Origin of the sequence: Mesorhizobium sp. M7A.F.Ca.MR.176.00.0.0, assembly GCF_004023165.1 — a bacterium.
Lineage (GTDB): Bacteria > Pseudomonadota > Alphaproteobacteria > Rhizobiales > Rhizobiaceae > Mesorhizobium.
The window spans coordinates 26,403-40,817 of record NZ_RZTC01000031.1 but is presented as its reverse complement, the minus strand read 5'-3'; the positions used below and the strand labels follow the sequence as shown (position 1 = coordinate 40,817).

The window sequence follows — 14,415 nt, the reverse complement described above, 5'->3', positions numbered from 1 at the left end:
AAGCTCCATCGGTCGGACGAGGTCTTGCGCCCTCTGGTTTGCCACCGACCGCATCCCCTTGCGCGCGGTGCGCGAATTGAAAGCAGGGCCTTCCGGCGTCGCCCCTTGCTTCATGACAAATGCCTTGCGCGCGTTTTCGATCAGCGAAACGCTGGCCGCCAGCTGCCGGCGCCGCTCGGCCTCGCCATTCAGCCGCCGCATGGTCATGGCCAGCACCGCAAGCTTTGTCTGCGAACCGCCATCGGACTTTGAGGGCGCGGCGCCTTTCGGCGCTCCCTTGCCGCGTATCTCACGCCGGCGGCGGTGTGCTTGGGTCTGCGCCTTGTCGCGCCGCTCCCGCACAGCTTGACCAGGCCGGCAAGATCGGCGTCGGAAAGCTCCTGCACCGCCGGGTGGTGCGATTTCTCCACCAGTTCCTGTTCGTCCGCGCTCAGCGCACGCGCCGCTTCCTTGCGTGAAATCGCCATGAAGTCGTTCCTCCGTTGGTGGAGCTTGCCTCTTCCGCTCGTCCCAGGCCGAAGTCTGCGTCCAAACGACGGTCCGATCAAGGTACAGGGAAATCCCGGTGATCAACCACGCCCCAAAAGCCGTGAGAAAAATCCCGTTGGCTTGACACGGCGCGTGGGAACAGCATGACCGACACTTTCCATCAGCGCCGGCAGTACCGCCCCCTGATGAAGGCTGGCCGAAAAGTTCTCGGTGATGAATTCCAGCGTCGAATCGTGGAACGTGAGTACAAAGTGCTGATAACCGGAAAACAGCTCCGGTGTATGGGATGTATGAACCCGATTTGCCTTTTCGAAGGAGGAGATCCAGGTAGAATTGAGAACTTCGAACGCGGAATAAGGCTGCAGCCCAAGTCCATAGAGACGGTGCCCGCTGATGGCTTCGTCGTTCGACGGGCCGAATTGCAACGCCAGATAGGGTTCTGCCGTTAGGATTACGATCGATTGATCGCCGGTCACAGACGAGATCGAGCGTGGATTCGTGCCGTCGAATTTTGGATCCGGTCTGTGGGCGACGTAAGCAACGAGCAGCCTGCGCTCATCGGCGAAGACATGAGGCAAAGGCGCGCCGGCGGACGATGGCGGCACGTCGATCGGCAGCAGTGTCTCGCTTGAGGCCACTCCTCTATTTCCACGCCATCGGCAAGATCTTGCCAGGGTTCATGATATCAAGCGGATCCAGCGCCTGCTTGATGGTGCGCATGATGTCGACGCCGTGGCCTAGCTCATGGCGCAGGAAGCCGATCTTGCCTTGGCCGATGCCGTGCTCGCCGGTGCAGGTGCCGTCCATGGCGATCGCCCGCATGTTGAGCCGCGCGACGAACTTTTCCGACAACGCGATCTCCCTGGGATCGTTGACATCCATCAGCACCAGCACGTGAAAATTGCCGTCGCCGGCGTGGCCGACGATCGGCGCGATCAGACCCATCTCTTCTATGTCGGCCTCGGTTTCCAGCACACATTCGGCAAAGCGCGAGATCGGCACGCAGACATCGGTCGACAGCCCCTTGGCGCCCGGCCGCAGTGTCAGCGACGACCAGTAGGCGTCATGCCTGGCCTTCCACAGTTTGGTGCGCTCCTCGGCGACGCTGGTCCACAGGAACGGCCCGCCGCCATTCTCTTCCGCGATCATGCCAAAGGTCTCGGCCTGTTCGGCAACACCGGCATCGCTACCATGAAACTCGACGAACAGGCACGGGCTCTCGGGATAGTCGAGCTTGGAATAATTCTTCATCGCCCGCATCTGCAGCGCGTTGACCAGTTCGATGCGCGCCACCGGGATGCCCATCTGGATCGTCGCGATGACAGCGTTGCAGGCCGCCTCGACGCTCGGAAACGGGCAGACGCCGCCGGAGATCGCCTGCGGGATGCCTTGCAGCTTCAAGGTCAGCGAGGTGATGATGCCGAGCGTGCCTTCCGAGCCGACCAGCAGCCGCGTCAGATCATAGCCGGCCGAGCTCTTTTTCGCCCGCTTGCCGGTCGTCACCGTCTCGCCGTCGGCCATGACGGCGGTCAACGACAGCACGTTCTCGCGCATCGTGCCGTAGCGCACCGCGTTGGTGCCGGAGGCCCGCGTTGCGGCCATGCCGCCGAGCGAGGCATTGGCGCCGGGGTCGATCGGAAAGAACAGTCCGGTGTCGCGCAGATGCCGGTTCAAATCCTCGCGGGTGACGCCGGGTTCGACCGTGCAGTCGAGATCCTGTGGATTGACCGCCAGGATACGGTTCATGCGCGATGTGTCGACCGATATGCCGCCGCCCGGTGCGTTGGTATGGCCTTCCAGCGAGGAGCCGACGCCGAAGGCGATCACCGGCACGCGGTGCGCAGCGCAGGCGCGCACGATCTCCTGCACCTCGGCGGTCGTCTCCGGAAACGCGACGCCGTCAGGCGCCTGCGTCGGAATATAGGTGGTGGTATGCGCGTGCTGCGAGCGGATCGCCTGACCGGTCTGGAATCGCTCGCCAAGCTGTTGCTTGAGAATGCCGAGCACCGCAGCGATGCCTTCCTCGTTGCGTTCGACCGGGTTGAGGTCGCTCAGAGCCATGAATTCCTCCGCGAATGGACCAGTGTCCACGCTTGTTATGCGATTATGGATGCGTAGTCTTACCCGCCACGCTCTGTCCAGCGCCAGAACAAGGAAGTTTCGATGCCCATCCCCACTCCCTTCGTCTCGAAACCCATGGACATCGAGAAGGACTGGATCGACTACAACGGCCATCTCAACATGGCCTATTACAACGTGCTGTTCGACCGCTGCTCGGACGGTGCCTTCGAGGCAATGGGCATGGGACCGAACTATGCCAAGGATCGTCGCCTGACCATCTACACGGCCGAAGTCCATGTCTGCTACGTGCAGGAGCTGCATCTCGAGCACAAGGTCACGGTCTCCTTCCAGCTCATCGACCACGACGACAAGCGGCTGCGGGCCTACCAGGAAATCCGCCATGTCGACGGCTGGCTGGCCGCGACTTCCGAATCGCTGTCGCTGCATGTCGACATGTCCGGGCCGAAGGTGGCGCCCTTCCCCGCCGATGTGCTGGCCAGGGTCGAAGCCATGCGCGCCGCCCATTCGGCACTGCCGATGCCGGAACGGGCCGGCCGTTCGATCAGCATCAAACGCAAATAGGGCGAAGCCGACACCTTCTCGTTCCCGGCTTCAAAGCCACACCCGCAATCTAAAATCGCAGAACCCTGCCGTCGGCCGGCAGCAATGCTTGAAGCGGCGCGGCGCCCTCGTTAACCTTACCAAGGTTTTAACGGGAACAAGCCATCTGAGCCGTTGCGCGACTCAGCGGGTCGGTCGAAAACGATCCGCATCGAGGTAGCGACACGGGCGGCGCGGCGCCGGTTCGAGGAAAGTGCATGAAAACCGACATCAAGGTCGAAGTGGACAGGCTGGCCGCCGATCCGCGCATCACCGACTATGATTTCTGGCGCTCGCTCAAGAACGTCAACAACGAGATCTTCCACATCGCCAACAACAATGAGCCGATCCCGTTCGACATGATCCGCTGGCGCGCCATCCTGAAGCAGGCGCGCATGAAGCGCGGCCACGCATAGGTTCCTCTCCCGTAGGTCAAGCCTGGCGCCTCAACGCTCCCAGCGCCGAGCGCGCCACCACCGGCGACGACTGGATGATCGCCGTATTGGTCATCGCATAAGGAATGATGCGGTCGATCACCCGCTCGAGTTCGGCCACCGAGCCGACATGCGCCAGCGCGATGAAACAATCCTCTCCGGTCACCCGGTCGCATTGCACGATCTCCGGCAGTTCGCGGATGATCTCGGCCACGACGGCCAGTTGCCCCGGCACCGGCCGGATGCGCAGCCATGCCGACAGCGGCAGGCCGAGTGCCGCCGGGTTGATCCTGACCGAATAGGCCTCGATGACGCCGCTTTCCTGCAGCCGCTTGATGCGCTCGGCCACGCTCGGCGCCGACAGACCGACTGAGCGTGCCAGCTCCGCCGTGCTGGTGCGCGCGTCCTTCTCCAGCAGACGCAGGATCTTCATGTCAGAGACATCGAGGTCGGCACTTTCAGTTCGAAGGCGCTTCATGGGAAATTCCTTGCTTCTGAGAGAAATCTCGCCAGACGAGCCCATCATCACTCATATAAACCGGCAAATATGCCTGCGATACTGATCCGGTGGATGATCAAACGCAAGCTCTTACGGCAGATCCTGCCCCGGGCAACCCCACCCTGGCCAGGCCGACGGCAAAATTGCCGCCGCATGTCTGGTTCGCCGTCAGCGCCGTCTTCCACTATCTCGGGCCGGCCTTCGCCGTGCTGCTTTTCCCGCATGTCGGCGTGCTCGGCATGGCGTGGCTGCGCATCGCCACGGCAGCACTCATCTTCGCGCCGCTGACCCGTCCATGGCGAAGCTTCGCCCGCGCCGATCGCTCGACAAGACTGCTGTTGCTGGCCTTCGGCACCTGTCTGGCGGTGATGAACTGTTCGTTCTACCTGGCGCTCGACCGCCTGCCGATCTCGCTGGTGGCGGCGATCGAATTCGTCGGCACCATCGGCGTCGCGGCGATCGGCCTCAGGAGCCCGCGCAATCTTGCCGCCCTTGTCGTCGCCGTCGCTGGCACCTTGCTGCTCATCGACGTCAGATGGTCCGACAATCCCATCGGGCTGTGCTGGGCCTTCCTCAACGGCGCGCTGTTTGTCGGCTACATCGTGCTCGGCCACCGCGTTGCCGCGTCTGGCGTAGGCGCCGGCATCGCCGGCCTGGGTGCTGCCATGGCGATCGCCTTCATCGTCGTGCTGCCGATCGGCCTCACCGATGCGCTGCCGGCCTTTTTCTCACTGCCGCTGCTGTTCGCCGCCATCGGCGTCGGCATCTGTTCCTCTGTCATTCCCTACATCTGCGACCAGCTCGCCATGTCGCGGCTGCCACGCGCCAGCTTCGCGCTGATGCTGTCGCTGCTGCCCGTCACCGCGACGCTGATCGGCGTCGTCGTGCTGCGCCAGATTCCAAGTTTTACCGATTGCCTCGGCATTGCGCTGGTGGTCGCCGGCGTCGCCTTCCACAAGCCGGCGAACACGGATTAGACGAACGCCCTATGCCAGTTTCTGCTTGAGGAAGGCGATCGTTCTGCCCCAGGCGAGGTCCGCTGCCTTCTTGTCGTAGCGCGCTGCCGACGTGTCGTTGTTGAAGGCATGGTTGGCGCCTTCATAGACATAGACCGTGTATTCGACATGCGCCGCGTCGAGTTCCTTCTTGAAGGCGTCGATGCCGGCATTGATGCGCTCGTCCAGTCCGCCATAGTGCAACAGCAAGGCCGCCTTGATCTTGGATACATCGGCGGCCTTCGGCTGCATGCCGTAATAGGCAACGCCGGCACTGAGATCGGGCGCGTTGATGGCCAGCATGTTGACCGTGCCGCCACCCCAGCAGAAGCCGATGGCGCCGACCTTGCCGTTGCCGTCCTTGTCGCTCTTGAGGAAAGCGACGGTCGCGACACCGTTGGCGATGGTCTGCGCCGGATCGAGCTTGGCGAACATGTCGCGCGCCTTGTCTTCATCGGTTGGCGTTCCGCCGAGCGGCGACAGGAAATCCGGCGCCAGCGCCACGAACCCCTCCAGCGCCACGCGTCGCGTCACATCGCGGATATGCGGGTTGAGCCCCCTGTTCTCATGCACGACGATCACCGTCCCAAGCTTGCCCGCCTTGTCCGCCGGCTTGACCAGGTAGCCCTTCATCTCGCCGCTGCTGCCGGGATAGCTGATGTCCTCGCCCTTCACCCGCGGATCGTTGTCGGCGACAACAGCCGCTTGCGCCGAATTTGCCGCCAGAAGCGGCGCGATCGCGGCGGCCGCCGCACCCGATCCGGCAAGCCGGGTCAACTGCTCCATGAACCGGCGGCGATCGAGCGTCAGATGCGTATATTCGTCATAGGCGTCGATCATCGCCTGGGTGATGGCGGGCTTGGCGTCGGGTTTCGTCATGGATGGGGTCCTCTGCTTCGGGCTTTAGTTCCCAGCTACATAGGGACCAAGCCGGCATGATCCAGTCGAGCACTCATCGCGGCCGCCGATTGCCTCAGGGCGCAGGGCGCCGGCCGCGCCCGAGCAGTAAAGCCGGCGCCATGCGCGGCCATGTCATCACTTTTTGGTCATTGGCGATAAATCCTGCTGGCGCTGCCACAATCGTGAGGGAAGGTGGCTATCGACCAGTATCTGGCCGTGTGCCCACACGTCAGACCCAGAAGGAAGCGATGACCATGACCATGCCTTCCCCGATCCTCGCCAGCGCGCTCGTCCTTGCGGCGACCGCCGCTTTGGCCCTGTGCTCGATGGTTCTGAACGCAGGCAGACGATCGTTGATCAGGGTCCGCACTGAGCGGAACCGCAACACGAAAACCCAGGGCTGAGTGACGCCATGAACGTCCAGGATATCGTCAACACCGTCTCGCAGAAGGCGGGCCTCGACCAGGTGACGACGCAGAAAGTCGTCGGCACCATTTTCTCGGTGCTCGAACACGAGGCGGAGGGCACAAGCGCCTCGGCGTTCTTCGCCAAGATCCCCGGCGCCGACGACCTCGCCCCATCAATATGACGTCATGGCCGCCGCTCCGGCCGGCGGTGGCGGTTTTCTGTCGTCGCTGCAGGGCGCGCTTGGCGGCGTTCTCGGCGAGAAGGCCGGCGCGCTGATCAACGGCGTCGCCGCACTCAAGGCATCCGGGCTCGACATGGCGCAGATCCAGAAGGCCGGCGCGACGCTGATCCAGCAGGCCGAAGCCGCCGCCGGCCCCGACCTGACCAACAAGGTGCTCGGCTCGGTGCCCAGCCTGAAGGGCCATCTGGGGATTGGCTGATCGACAATCGGGCCGATCGGAAGGTTTGCCGCCCCTCATCGCCCAGTCGGGCACGTTTCCCCGTCACTATGCGGGGGAAAGATACCGGCACAGATGATGGTCGGCGCGACCTCTGAGAGATCGCGCCCCCCTGCGCCCCTACTTCGGCAGCGCGTAGGCCATCACATAGTCCCCAGGCTTGGTGCCGACCGAACCGTGGCCACCGGCGACGATGACCACGAACTGGCGGCCGTCGGCGACCGTATAGGTCATCGGCGTCGATTGCCCGCCGGCCGGCAGCCGCGCCTGCCACAGCTGCTTGCCCGACGTCAGGTCGTAGGCGCGCAGATAGTCGTCGACCGCGGCCCCGAGGAAGGCGACGCCACCGGCGGTGATCATCGGCCCGCCGATGCCGGGCACGCCGACCTTCAGCGGCAGCGGCAGCGGCGTCATGTCGTAGACGGTGCCGTTGCGGTGCTTGTAGGCGATCTTGCCGGTCCTGAGATCGGCGCCGGCGACATAGCCCCAGGGCGGCGCCTGGCAAGGAATGCCGAGCGGCGACAGGAACGGCCCCATCACCACCGCATAGGGCGCACCCTCGTTGCGGTTCAGCCCCTGCTCGCTGCCGCGCCCTTCGTCCGGCGGCGGCACCTGATCGCGCGGAATGAGCTCCGACTTGAACGCCAGATAGGTCGGCATGCCGAACAGCACCTGCCGGACCGGGTCGACGGCAATGCCGCCCCAGTTGAAGGTGCCGAAATTGCCGGGATAGATCAGCGAGCCCTGGACGGAAGGCGGCGTATAGCGCCCCTCATAGCGCAGGCCCTGGAATTCGATCCGGCAGGCCAACTGGTCGAACATGGTTAGGCCCCACATGTCGGCGCCGGTGAGCGGCTTCGGCATGAAGGTAAGGTCGGAGACCGGCTGCGTTGGCGATGTGTGGTCACCTTCGATCGCGCCGCCGGGCGCCGGCACTTCGTTGACCGCAATGACCGGCTCGCCGGTGCGGCGGTCGAGCACATAGAGGTCGCCCTGCTTGGTCGGCCCGACCAGCGCCGGCACCACCGTGCCGTCGGGTTTGGTGATGTCGATCAGGCTCGGCTGCGCCGGCACGTCCATGTCCCAGAGATCGTGGTGCACGGTCTGCCGCACCCAGCGCACCTGCCCGGTGTTAAGGTCGAGCGCGGTGATCGACGACGAGAACTTCTCGACATTGGCACTGCGCCCGGCGCCGAGCTGGTCCGGCGTCTGGTTGCCGAGCGGCACGTAGAGCAGGCCGAGCTTCTCGTCGGCGCTCGGCGTCGACCACATGTTGGGCGAGTTGGCGGTATAGGTCTGGCCGGCCGGCAGCGGCGTCGTCTGGTCCGGATTGCCGGAATCCCAGTTCCAAACTAGCGCGCCGGTGGCGGCGTCGTAGGCGCGGATGACGCCGGACGGCTCCTGCGTCGAATAATTGTCGTTGACCGCGCCGCCGACGATGATCTTGCCGCCTGAGATCAGCGGGGCCGAGGTCGAGTAATAATAGCCCGACTTCGGATAGGGCATGTTGGTCAGAAGGTTCAGCGTGCCGCCCTCGGCAAAAGCCGGGCAGATCTGCCCGTTGGCGGCATCGAGCGCGATCAGCCGCGCGTCCGAGGTCGGCAGGTAGACGCGGGTCGCACAGGGCTGCCCGGCGGCGCCGGCGGCATCGGCGTAATAGGCCACGCCGCGGCAGGTCTGGTGCTGGCGGTCCTTGTCGAGCTTGACCTTGGGATCGAAGCGCCATTTCTCCTTGCCGCTCGCGGCATCGATTGCGATGGCGAAATTATGCGGCGTGCAGATGTAGAGCGTGTCGCCGATCTTCAGCGGCGTCACCTGATAGGTGGTCTCGCCGACATCGTCGGGACCCTTCACGTCGCCGGTCTGGTAGGTCCAGGCGGGCTGCAGCTTGGCGACATTGTCCGGTGTGATCTGGTCGAGCGGCGAATAGCGCTGGCCGAACTGCGTGCGGCCGTAATAGTGCCATTCGCCGGCCGGCACATCATTGCCGAGATTGGCGTTGGCGACCACCTTGTCGGTGCCGAGTTCGCCGGCAATATCCTTCGGATCCGAAGTCATCGAATAACCGGCGACGGCTAATGATGCCAGCACGGCAAGGATCAGCGGCGCGCGTGCGTCAGGACCGACAAGACCCCGCCTCGCCCACGGCATCAGCAGCCACAAAGCGAGAAGCACGATGATGCCGCCGCGAGGCCCGAGTTCCCACCAGTCGAAGCCGGTTTCCCAGACCGCCCAGGCCAACGTGCCGAGCACGATCACCGCGTAGAGCCACAAAGCAGTCGACCTGCGCCGGTAAAGCAGCCAGGCGGCGATCAGGAAGGCAAGGCCAGCAACGACATAGTACCAGCTGCCGCCCAGCATCGCCAGGCGGATACCGCCGCCGCCGAGTGCCAGGCCGATGAGGAAAAGAATGAGGGAGGTGATGGTGACAGCCAAGATGATACTCCTTCGACTGTTGCGCTTTGCGGCGCTGCCATGGCAACCCGGCATTGCGTCGCTGCCCGAAGCACAACTTTCTCCCGACGGTCCCGCCTGTCAAGCATGGGCCTCAAGCGCAGGCGGTAATGGTCCATCGCCATTGGGATAACATCGACCGCACTGGGAGCGTGGGCAGCAATCGGGCACTTTAGCGGAACAAAACGTAGACAGTTCTGGTCTTTCCCCACCGAATCACTACATTCGGGGCAATGTCCGGCTTTTCCGAAGACATGCCCTTTTTCGACGAACCCAATGCGCGGCCCACGGCCCCGTCGGGCATCGCCGCGCGCGCCATGGCTGCCCGCAGCGGTCAAAACAACGCACCCGACTACCTGAAGGGCCTCAACCCGGAGCAGCGGCTAGCTGTTGAAACCACCGAAGGTCCGGTTCTGGTGCTGGCCGGAGCGGGCACCGGCAAGACCCGCGTGCTCACCACCCGCATCGCCCACATCCTCGCCACCGGCAAGGCGTTCCCGTCGCAGATCCTCGCGGTGACCTTCACCAACAAGGCCGCGCGCGAGATGAAGATCCGCATTGGCGTGCTGATCGGCGAAGGCAATGTCGAGGGCATGCCATGGCTCGGCACCTTCCACTCGATCGGCGTGAAGCTGCTTCGCAGACATGCCGAACTCGCCGGTTTGCGCTCCGACTTCACCATCCTCGACACCGACGACGTCGTGCGGCTGATCAAGCAGTTGATCCAAGCCGAAGGTCTGGACGACAAGCGCTGGCCGGCCAAGCAGTTCGCCCAGATGATCGACGGCTGGAAGAACAAGGGGCAAGGCCCGGCCGACATCGCCGAGGGCGACGCCCGCGCCTTCGCCAACGGCAAGGGCCGCGAACTCTACAAGGCCTATCAGGAGCGGCTGAAGACGCTGAACGCCTGCGATTTCGGCGACCTGCTGTGCCACCCGATCCGCATCTTCCGCGCCAATCCGGACGTGCTGAAGGAATACCACAGGCGCTTCAAATACATCCTCGTCGACGAGTATCAGGACACCAATACCGCGCAGTACATGTGGCTGCGCCTCCTGGCGCAGCGGCCTCAAGGCAAGCCGATCTCCCCCCTTGAGGGGGAGATGTCCGGCAGGACAGAGGGGGGCGCCTCGCGCCGACAGGCTGGAGGGACAGCGCCCCCCTCTGTCGCCTCCGGCGACATCTCCCCCTCTAGGGGGGAGATTGGGCGCTCTTCGGCCGAAACCCGCGCCACCGTAAACATCTGCTGCGTCGGCGACGACGATCAGTCGATCTATGGCTGGCGCGGTGCCGAGATCGACAACATCCTGCGCTTCGACAAGGATTTTCCCGGCGCCACCATCATCCGGCTGGAGCGCAACTACCGCTCGACCGCGCACATCCTTGGCGCTGCCTCCCACCTCATCGCCCACAATGAGGGCCGCTTCGGCAAGACGCTGTTCACGGACCGCAACGATCCCGAAGACGGCAAGGTGCATGTCCACGCCGCCTGGGATTCCGAGGAAGAAGCGCGCGCCGTCGGCGAGACCATCGAGACCTACCAGCGGCAAAAGCACAATCTCAACGACATGGCGATCCTGGTCCGCGCCTCCTTCCAGATGCGGGAGTTCGAGGACCGCTTCGTCACGCTCGGCCTCAACTACCGCGTCATCGGCGGCCCGCGCTTCTACGAGCGCATGGAGATCCGCGATGCGCTGGCCTTCTTCCGCGTCGTCGCGCAAGGCGCCGACGACCTCGCCTTCGAGCGCATCGTTAATGTGCCGAAGCGCGGCCTGGGCGAAGCCACCATCCGCCAGATCCACGACACCGCGCGTGCGCTGCGCATCCCGATGCTGGAGGCCGCCGCCAAGCTCGCCGAAAGCGACGAGCTGAAGCCGAAGCCGCGCGCGGCCTTGCGCGAAGTGGCCGCCAATTTCGAGCGCTGGCAAAAGGCCCTGGAAACCACACCGCACACCGAACTCGCCGAGACCATTCTCGAAGAGAGCGGCTACACCGACATGTGGAAGAACGACCGCTCGGTCGAAGCGCCCGGCCGGCTGGAAAACCTGAAAGAGCTGATCCGCTCTATGGAGGAGTACGAATCGCTGCGCTCCTTCCTCGAGCATGTCGCACTGGTCATGGACGCCGAGCAGAATGCCGGGCTCGACGCCGTCTCGATCATGACGCTGCATTCGGCCAAGGGCCTCGAATTCGAGACCGTCTTCCTGCCCGGCTGGGAGGAAGGCCTGTTCCCGCACCAGCGTGCGCTGGATGAAGGCGGCCGCTCCGGGCTGGAGGAAGAGCGCCGCCTTGCCTATGTCGGCCTGACCCGCGCCAAGAAGAACCTGCATCTTTGGTTCGTCTCCAACCGCCGCATCCACGGCCTGTGGCAGTCGACCATCCCGTCGCGCTTCCTCGAAGAATTGCCGAACGCCCATGTCGAGGTCGCTGAAAGCGGCAACAGCTACGGCGGCTACGGCAATTCCTATGGCGGCGGTTCCTTTGCCTCCGGCCGCGGCGGCCAGGGCGCCGGACGGCAGAACCCCTATGGCGCCTCGCGCTTCGACACTGTCGGCGCCGACGCCGAAAAATCCGGCGCCTTCTCCAACACCTATGCCACACCGGGCTGGCAGCGCGCGCAGGCCAACCGCACCGAGGCCACCGACCGCAATTGGGGCTCGCGCTCCGGCCATCAGGTCGAGCGCATCGGCTATGGCGAGACGGACAGCGGCTACGGCGCCGGCCGCACTTCGGTCAAGGGCCGCACCATCGACGGCGAACTGGTCGCCAAATCCGTCGCCGACAAGCCGTCCCCCTTCAGCGTCGGCGACCGCGTCTTCCACCAGAAATTCGGCAACGGCAACATATCGGCAATAGAAGGCAATAAGCTGACCATCGACTTCGACAAGGCCGGCCAGAAACGCGTGCTGGACGGGTTTGTGGCGGCGGTGTGAAGATGGCGTTTTCCCGCGGACAGCTCCCACCTTCGTCATCCACGGGCGGAGCAGGAGCGAAGCGACGTCGCGGAGACCCGGGGATCCATGCCGTGACCTTGGCCGTGGAGTGCAGCGGAGCAGAATTCTGCACCGTAGCGACGCGTTGAAGTCGCGGCATGGATCCTCGGGTCTGCGCTGCGTCGCTACGCTCCTTGCTTCGCCCGTGGATGACGAAAACGATGAGCGCCGGCGCCAATCGTCAAGGCATGCGATCCGCCAACGAAACAGCCCTCACCGATACCTTGCCTGGTTCCACTTATGCCCCAGCAGCGACAGGATGATGATTAGGCCGTTGAAGAACTGGACGTAGAAGCCGCTCAATCCCGCCGCCACGACGCCGGTCTGGATGAAGGACACGGTGACCGCGCCGATGGCGCCGCCGACAACCGTGCCGATGCCGCCCCAGGTCGGCGTGCCGCCGACGAACACCGAGGCCAGCACCGGCAGCAGATAGCCGTCACCGGCGGTCGGCCACCAGGTGAAGTTGATCATCACCGAGAAGGTGCCGGCGATCGCGGCCCCGATGCCGACGAAGACAAACACTTTCACCCGCACGCGCTTGACGTCGATGCCCATCTGCTGGGCGCTGTCGGGATTGTCACCGACCACCCTCACCTGCGCGCCGAAGCGGTGGCGGTTGTAGAGCATCGCCGACAGCACGACGAAGCCGATGGCCCAGAAGATCTGCACCGGAATGCCCAGGAGCTGGCTGGAGAAGATCGTATAGGCCCAGCTGTCGCTGAGGCTGGTCAGCGCCATCGACTTGCCTTCGTTGATGATCTGGATCAGGCCGCGCAGCAGGAAATTCATGCCGAGCGTGGCGATCAGCGACGACAGCCCCCCATAGACGACCAGCGAGCCTACCAGGAAGCCGAGCAACATGCCGGTGACGAGTGCCGCGGCGATGCCGAGGAACGGATCGTAGCCGGCCTGCACGACCAGCGCGAAGACCCATGAGGCGAAGCCCATCGTTGCCGGAAACGACAGGTCGATCTCGCCGCAGGTGACGACAAACACCAGCGGCACCACCACGAACAGCGCAACGGGGAGCGTCGTCAGCACCGAGCGGTAGAGATACCAGGTAGTGAAGACGGTCGGGTTGGCGATCATGAACACCGTCATCATGACGATGAACACGGCGAGCGTGCCGAGCGCGGCACGGTTGTCGAGGATGAAGCCGCGCATCCAGTGATCGGATGGGTGTTTCCACTCCTTCGGGGAACTGGGGCGGGGAATGCCGGCGGACGGCTCGTGCAGGTCGGGCTCCATGGTCTTGCTCATCGTGCTCTCTGCTCCGCGTCGCCGGCATCGTGCAGCCCGGCCAATCCGCCGGGATGCGCGACCTCTTCCATGAAGTTGATGAGATCTTCGGCCGACTTGACCTCGCTGCGGTCTGTCGTCAGCGCGACCTTGCCGCGATCCAGCACGACGAAGCGATCGGCGATGTCGAAGACATGATGAATGTTGTGGCCGATGAACAGAATCGAGCGGCCGCTCGCCCGCACCTGGCGCACGAAATGGAACACCTTGGCGGTTTCGGTCAGCGAAAGCGCCGTCGTCGGCTCGTCGAGAACGATCAGTTCGGCCTGTTTGTAGATGGCGCGAGCGATCGCCACGCCCTGGCGTTCGCCGCCTGAAAGCTGGCCGACGATCGACTGCGGCGTGAACACTTTCGAGGTGAAGCCGATCTCGCGCATCAGCCGGCTTGCCTCCTCGATCTCCTTGTTGACCCTGAGAAAGCCCATGAAGCCGGTCAGCTCTCGGCCCATGAAGATGTTGCGAACGATGGTCTGCTGCACGGCCAGCGCCCGGTCCTGGAACACCGTCTCGATGCCGGCCTCGCGCGAACGCGCCGCACTCCACCCGGTCACCGGCTTGCCGCGCACGAGGATTTCGCCGCTGGTCGGCTTGACCACGCCGGACAGGATCTTGATCAGCGTCGACTTGCCGGCGCCATTGTCGCCGAGCAGGCCGACGACCTCGCCGCGGTCGACGCTGAGATTGACCCCGCCCAGCGCATAGACCTGGCCATAGGACTTGCTGATGTCGCGCAGTTCGATGAGGCGTTCTGCCATCGTATCCTCGCTTGATTGTCTGTTGCCGGCTTTGTCGCCAGCGGTCCCGCCGGCCGGGGCCTGAGAT

Annotated in this window: 14 protein-coding genes and 1 pseudogene (1 of these 15 cut by a window edge); 7 read left to right on the top strand and 8 right to left on the bottom strand. The window is 64.3% G+C overall.

Annotation, left to right across the window (positions count from 1 at the left end; translation table 11 throughout):
* The 3 genes and pseudogenes from EOB59_RS13075 to EOB59_RS13065 form a co-directional block, all read right to left on the bottom strand.
* Positions 1–467: pseudogene (locus tag EOB59_RS13075) on the bottom strand (hypothetical protein) (it extends 69 nt beyond the left edge of the window).
* Between the two features lie 102 nt (positions 468–569).
* The gene (locus EOB59_RS13070) at positions 570–1,127 is read right to left on the bottom strand and encodes a hypothetical protein (protein WP_127810022.1); all 558 of its coding nucleotides are present in this window, start codon (positions 1,125–1,127) and stop codon (positions 570–572) included.
* A gap of 4 nt (positions 1,128–1,131) precedes the next feature.
* The gene (locus EOB59_RS13065; protein ID WP_127810021.1) at positions 1,132–2,550 is read right to left on the bottom strand and encodes an FAD-linked oxidase C-terminal domain-containing protein; all 1,419 of its coding nucleotides are present in this window, start codon (positions 2,548–2,550) and stop codon (positions 1,132–1,134) included.
* 102 nt (positions 2,551–2,652) lie between these two features.
* On the opposite strand from EOB59_RS13065, the gene EOB59_RS13060 reads away from it, so the two are divergent.
* Together EOB59_RS13060 and EOB59_RS13055 are read left to right on the top strand one after the other, a co-directional pair.
* On the top strand, positions 2,653–3,132 hold the full coding sequence (locus EOB59_RS13060) for a thioesterase family protein (RefSeq protein ID WP_127810020.1): 480 nt from the start codon (positions 2,653–2,655) through the stop codon (positions 3,130–3,132).
* Positions 3,133–3,368: 236 nt separating this feature from the next.
* On the top strand, positions 3,369–3,566 hold the full coding sequence (locus EOB59_RS13055; RefSeq protein WP_013531006.1) for a hypothetical protein: 198 nt from the start codon (positions 3,369–3,371) through the stop codon (positions 3,564–3,566).
* A gap of 16 nt (positions 3,567–3,582) precedes the next feature.
* Here EOB59_RS13055 and EOB59_RS13050 read toward each other — a convergent pair whose 3' ends face one another.
* The gene (locus EOB59_RS13050) at positions 3,583–4,062 is read right to left on the bottom strand and encodes an Lrp/AsnC family transcriptional regulator (protein ID WP_127810019.1); all 480 of its coding nucleotides are present in this window, start codon (positions 4,060–4,062) and stop codon (positions 3,583–3,585) included.
* A gap of 143 nt (positions 4,063–4,205) precedes the next feature.
* Here EOB59_RS13050 and EOB59_RS13045 point away from each other — a divergent pair, with 143 nt between their 5' ends.
* Positions 4,206–5,060 (top strand): DMT family transporter, encoded by an 855-nt coding sequence (locus EOB59_RS13045; protein ID WP_164873976.1) that lies wholly within the window; start codon positions 4,206–4,208, stop codon positions 5,058–5,060.
* A gap of 9 nt (positions 5,061–5,069) precedes the next feature.
* Here the strand turns inward: EOB59_RS13045 and EOB59_RS13040 are convergent, their stop codons facing one another.
* Complete coding sequence (locus tag EOB59_RS13040) at positions 5,070–5,957, bottom strand: dienelactone hydrolase family protein (RefSeq protein WP_127810018.1); 888 nt, start codon at positions 5,955–5,957, stop codon at positions 5,070–5,072.
* A gap of 269 nt (positions 5,958–6,226) precedes the next feature.
* Between EOB59_RS13040 and EOB59_RS13035 the strand changes: the two genes are divergently transcribed.
* The 3 genes from EOB59_RS13035 to EOB59_RS36230 are packed head-to-tail and all read left to right on the top strand — an operon-like array spanning position 6,227 to position 6,826.
* The gene (locus tag EOB59_RS13035) at positions 6,227–6,382 is read left to right on the top strand and encodes a hypothetical protein (RefSeq protein WP_164873690.1); all 156 of its coding nucleotides are present in this window, start codon (positions 6,227–6,229) and stop codon (positions 6,380–6,382) included.
* Between the two features lie 8 nt (positions 6,383–6,390).
* Positions 6,391–6,567, top strand: coding sequence for a hypothetical protein (locus EOB59_RS36235; RefSeq protein WP_245486613.1), 177 nt, complete (start codon positions 6,391–6,393; stop codon positions 6,565–6,567).
* Between the two features lie 4 nt (positions 6,568–6,571).
* Complete coding sequence (locus tag EOB59_RS36230; protein ID WP_245463713.1) at positions 6,572–6,826, top strand: hypothetical protein; 255 nt, start codon at positions 6,572–6,574, stop codon at positions 6,824–6,826.
* A gap of 138 nt (positions 6,827–6,964) precedes the next feature.
* Here EOB59_RS36230 and EOB59_RS13025 read toward each other — a convergent pair whose 3' ends face one another.
* Positions 6,965–9,280 carry a glucose/quinate/shikimate family membrane-bound PQQ-dependent dehydrogenase gene (locus tag EOB59_RS13025; protein WP_127810016.1) on the bottom strand — a complete coding sequence of 772 codons (2,316 nt, stop codon included), beginning with the start codon at positions 9,278–9,280 and terminating at the stop codon, positions 6,965–6,967.
* Positions 9,281–9,531: 251 nt separating this feature from the next.
* Here EOB59_RS13025 and EOB59_RS13020 point away from each other — a divergent pair, with 251 nt between their 5' ends.
* A complete protein-coding gene (locus EOB59_RS13020) occupies positions 9,532–12,231 on the top strand; it encodes a UvrD-helicase domain-containing protein (protein ID WP_128288503.1) in 2,700 nt (899 codons plus the stop codon).
* Positions 12,232–12,504: 273 nt separating this feature from the next.
* Here the strand turns inward: EOB59_RS13020 and EOB59_RS13015 are convergent, their stop codons facing one another.
* The gene (locus tag EOB59_RS13015) at positions 12,505–13,554 is read right to left on the bottom strand and encodes an ABC transporter permease (RefSeq protein ID WP_128288502.1); all 1,050 of its coding nucleotides are present in this window, start codon (positions 13,552–13,554) and stop codon (positions 12,505–12,507) included.
* The gene (locus EOB59_RS13010; protein WP_013530993.1) at positions 13,551–14,348 is read right to left on the bottom strand and encodes an ATP-binding cassette domain-containing protein; all 798 of its coding nucleotides are present in this window, start codon (positions 14,346–14,348) and stop codon (positions 13,551–13,553) included. Before EOB59_RS13010 ends, EOB59_RS13015 begins: the two co-directional genes overlap by 4 nt.
* Positions 14,349–14,415 lie beyond the last annotated feature (67 nt).

What these genes read in the sequence shown, in the direction of transcription:
- EOB59_RS13035 (WP_164873690.1), top strand. Translation starts at nt 6,227, where the DNA reads ATGACCATGACCATGCCTTCCCCGATCCTCGCCAGCGCGCTCGTCCTT.
- EOB59_RS13040 (WP_127810018.1), bottom strand. Translation starts at nt 5,957, where the DNA reads ATGACGAAACCCGACGCCAAGCCCGCCATCACCCAGGCGATGATCGAC.
- EOB59_RS13055 (WP_013531006.1), top strand. Translation starts at nt 3,369, where the DNA reads ATGAAAACCGACATCAAGGTCGAAGTGGACAGGCTGGCCGCCGATCCG.
- EOB59_RS13060 (WP_127810020.1), top strand. Translation starts at nt 2,653, where the DNA reads ATGCCCATCCCCACTCCCTTCGTCTCGAAACCCATGGACATCGAGAAG.
- EOB59_RS13010 (WP_013530993.1), bottom strand. Translation starts at nt 14,348, where the DNA reads ATGGCAGAACGCCTCATCGAACTGCGCGACATCAGCAAGTCCTATGGC.
- EOB59_RS36230 (WP_245463713.1), top strand. Translation starts at nt 6,572, where the DNA reads ATGGCCGCCGCTCCGGCCGGCGGTGGCGGTTTTCTGTCGTCGCTGCAG.
- EOB59_RS13065 (WP_127810021.1), bottom strand. Translation starts at nt 2,550, where the DNA reads ATGGCTCTGAGCGACCTCAACCCGGTCGAACGCAACGAGGAAGGCATC.
- EOB59_RS13050 (WP_127810019.1), bottom strand. Translation starts at nt 4,062, where the DNA reads ATGAAGCGCCTTCGAACTGAAAGTGCCGACCTCGATGTCTCTGACATG.
- EOB59_RS36235 (WP_245486613.1), top strand. Translation starts at nt 6,391, where the DNA reads ATGAACGTCCAGGATATCGTCAACACCGTCTCGCAGAAGGCGGGCCTC.
- EOB59_RS13020 (WP_128288503.1), top strand. Translation starts at nt 9,532, where the DNA reads ATGTCCGGCTTTTCCGAAGACATGCCCTTTTTCGACGAACCCAATGCG.
- EOB59_RS13015 (WP_128288502.1), bottom strand. Translation starts at nt 13,554, where the DNA reads ATGAGCAAGACCATGGAGCCCGACCTGCACGAGCCGTCCGCCGGCATT.